This window comes from Aurantimonas sp. A2-1-M11, from assembly GCF_036549475.1.
Taxonomy (GTDB): Bacteria; Pseudomonadota; Alphaproteobacteria; order Rhizobiales; family Rhizobiaceae; genus Aurantimonas.
Genome location: NZ_JAZHLI010000175.1, coordinates 1 through 1,980 on the forward strand (window position 1 = coordinate 1; position 1,980 = coordinate 1,980).

3 protein-coding genes are annotated in these 1,980 nt (G+C 65.7%); 1 reads left to right on the forward strand and 2 read right to left on the reverse strand.

From position 1 onward, the window contains the following. A partial coding sequence (locus tag VQ042_RS25375) for an ATP-binding protein (protein ID WP_331823018.1) occupies positions 1 to 248 on the reverse strand: 248 nt, incomplete at its 3' end. Between the two features lie 14 nt (positions 249 to 262). Next, positions 263 to 1,792: an IS21 family transposase gene (gene istA, locus VQ042_RS25380; RefSeq protein WP_331823019.1), complete on the reverse strand. Its 1,530-nt coding sequence runs from the start codon at positions 1,790 to 1,792 to the stop codon at positions 263 to 265. On the opposite strand from istA, the gene VQ042_RS25385 reads away from it, so the two are divergent. Then, on the forward strand, positions 1,791 to 1,967 hold the full coding sequence (locus tag VQ042_RS25385; RefSeq protein ID WP_331823020.1) for a hypothetical protein: 177 nt from the start codon (positions 1,791 to 1,793) through the stop codon (positions 1,965 to 1,967). The genes istA and VQ042_RS25385 overlap by 2 nt on opposite strands. The last annotated feature ends 13 nt before the right edge of the window (positions 1,968 to 1,980 follow it).

Consider the following 1,980-nt stretch of genomic DNA (forward strand, 5'->3'; position numbering starts at 1 on the left):
TCGAGGCCGCGCACGGCGCGGAAGTCGGTATCCTCGACCTGCGCGTCGTGACGCAATCGGGCGGCGCGAGCCCGGGCTTCGAAGCGCTTCTGCCGACGTTGCGTCGCTTCGCGCTCGAGGAGAAGCGCCAGCCACTCCCCATGCTCCAGGGCCCGGGCCTCAGGCTGGGCTTCGAGATCCGCAAAGCCTCTGGCCATTCCGGTCAGACCAAGCTCGTTCAGAAGGTCGAGGGTCGGATGGGTCAGCATGATCGTGTCTCTCCTCAATGGAAGTAGCCGGGGCCACGCAGATTGACGTGGTCGACGATGGCAGCGGGTTTGGTGTCGGCGGTCGCGCTGGAGCCCGGGTTCGCGGTCTTCGACAGGCTCAGGAGCGATGCGATGCTTTTGTAGTTGAGGCCGCCGATCGCGACGGCTCGCGCCGAGACCGCCTCGGCGCGGGACTTCTCGATGTCGCGGTAAAGGCGCAAGACGCCGAGGCAGGTTCGAAAGCCCTGCTCTGGGTGCGGGCGGGCAGCGAGGATGGCGAGGATCAGCCCCTCGGTCTGGGGTCCCACCGATGCGGCCCAGCGGCAGAAGCGATCCGGCGTCCATTCGGCATAGCGCCGATGCGAACTCGGCATATGATCGGGATCGGTGCCATGACGGCGACCGCCATAGCGCCGCTGATGAACGGCCACCCGCTTGCCGCGGTGGAAGATCTCGATCGTCTTCGCGCTCGCCCGGACATCGACCTGCTGACGGATCAGGCCGTGCGGCACCGAGTAGAAGAAGCCGTCGAATTCTACATGGTAGTCGGTGCCGACGCGGGCGAAGCGCCATTCGGCGAACTCGTAGTCGCTCCCCGGCAAGTCCGCGAGCGCTGGCTGCTCGACGGTCTCGAAGAGATGCCGGCGGCTGACGCCGAGCCGACGCATGACGTGGTCGTTGATGCGATCGAGCGCCCCGGCGATCGCAGTGTTGGCCTCGGCGAGCGAGAAGAAGGTCTGCCGCCGCAGCCGGCCCAGAATGCAGCTTTGGGCGAACCGCACGCCGTTCTCGACTTTCGCCTTGTCGCGCGGCTTGCGGGGCCGCGCCGGCAGGATGCCGACGCCGTAATGCGAAGCCATCATGCCGTAGCTTCGGTTGATCTCCGGATCGTAGAACGAGGCGCGATTGACGCCGGACTTCAGATTGTCGGGCACGATCAGGCGCGGCACGCCGCCGAGGAAGCGGAGCATGCGCACATGGGCACCGATCCAGTCGGGCAGCGCCTGCGTCCACGTCGCCTCGGCATAGGTGAAGCTGGAGGCGCCAACGACGGCGATGAACAGCTCGGCCTCTCGGATCTCGCCAGTTCGAGGATCGACGATGGCGATCTTCTTGCCGGAGTAGTCGACGAAGACCTTGTCGCCGGCCACATGCTCCTGGCGCATCGTCGGCGAGAGCCGACGTTCGAAGCTGCGGAACAGTTCGCAAAAGCGGCTGTAGCCGTAGCCGCCGGGATGAACGGCGCGATACTCGTCCCACAGTATCTGAAGGGTGACGCCGGGCTTCTTCAGCTCCACGGCGACCCCCGCCCAGTCCGGTTCCGGCCGCCGCCGCATGCCCTGCTTGACCCCGGCGTGGTCAAAGAGCCTGTTCTCGAGGACATCGTCCGTCATCTCGCCCGGCAGCGGCCAGCTCAGACCGGCTGCCATGGCGCGCTTCAGATTGTCCTGGATGGTGCTCCTCGCCACGCCGAGCGTCACAGCGATCTCCCGGGCACTGACGCCGTCCCGGGCAAGCCGAAGCATCTGTCGTAATTGTCTCATGGTCAGCCTTCTCTTTGCCGGCATCACGCTCTCCTCGTTCGACAAGGAGGTGATGCCCGAGTTGCTGACCCAGGGTCTTCAGACGCCGGAGGGTGGCCGGTTATTGATCGGAATGCTGGCCGGCTTCATCCCGGAATGGTGGCCGACTTCAAATCGGAATACCCGGCCGGTTTGAATCGGAATCCGCA

Bases quoted from the DNA above. Each gene is read 5' to 3' on its own strand.
- VQ042_RS25385 (WP_331823020.1), top strand. From the start codon at position 1,791: ATGGTCAGCCTTCTCTTTGCCGGCATCACGCTCTCCTCGTTCGACAAG.
- istA (WP_331823019.1), bottom strand. From the start codon at position 1,792: ATGAGACAATTACGACAGATGCTTCGGCTTGCCCGGGACGGCGTCAGT.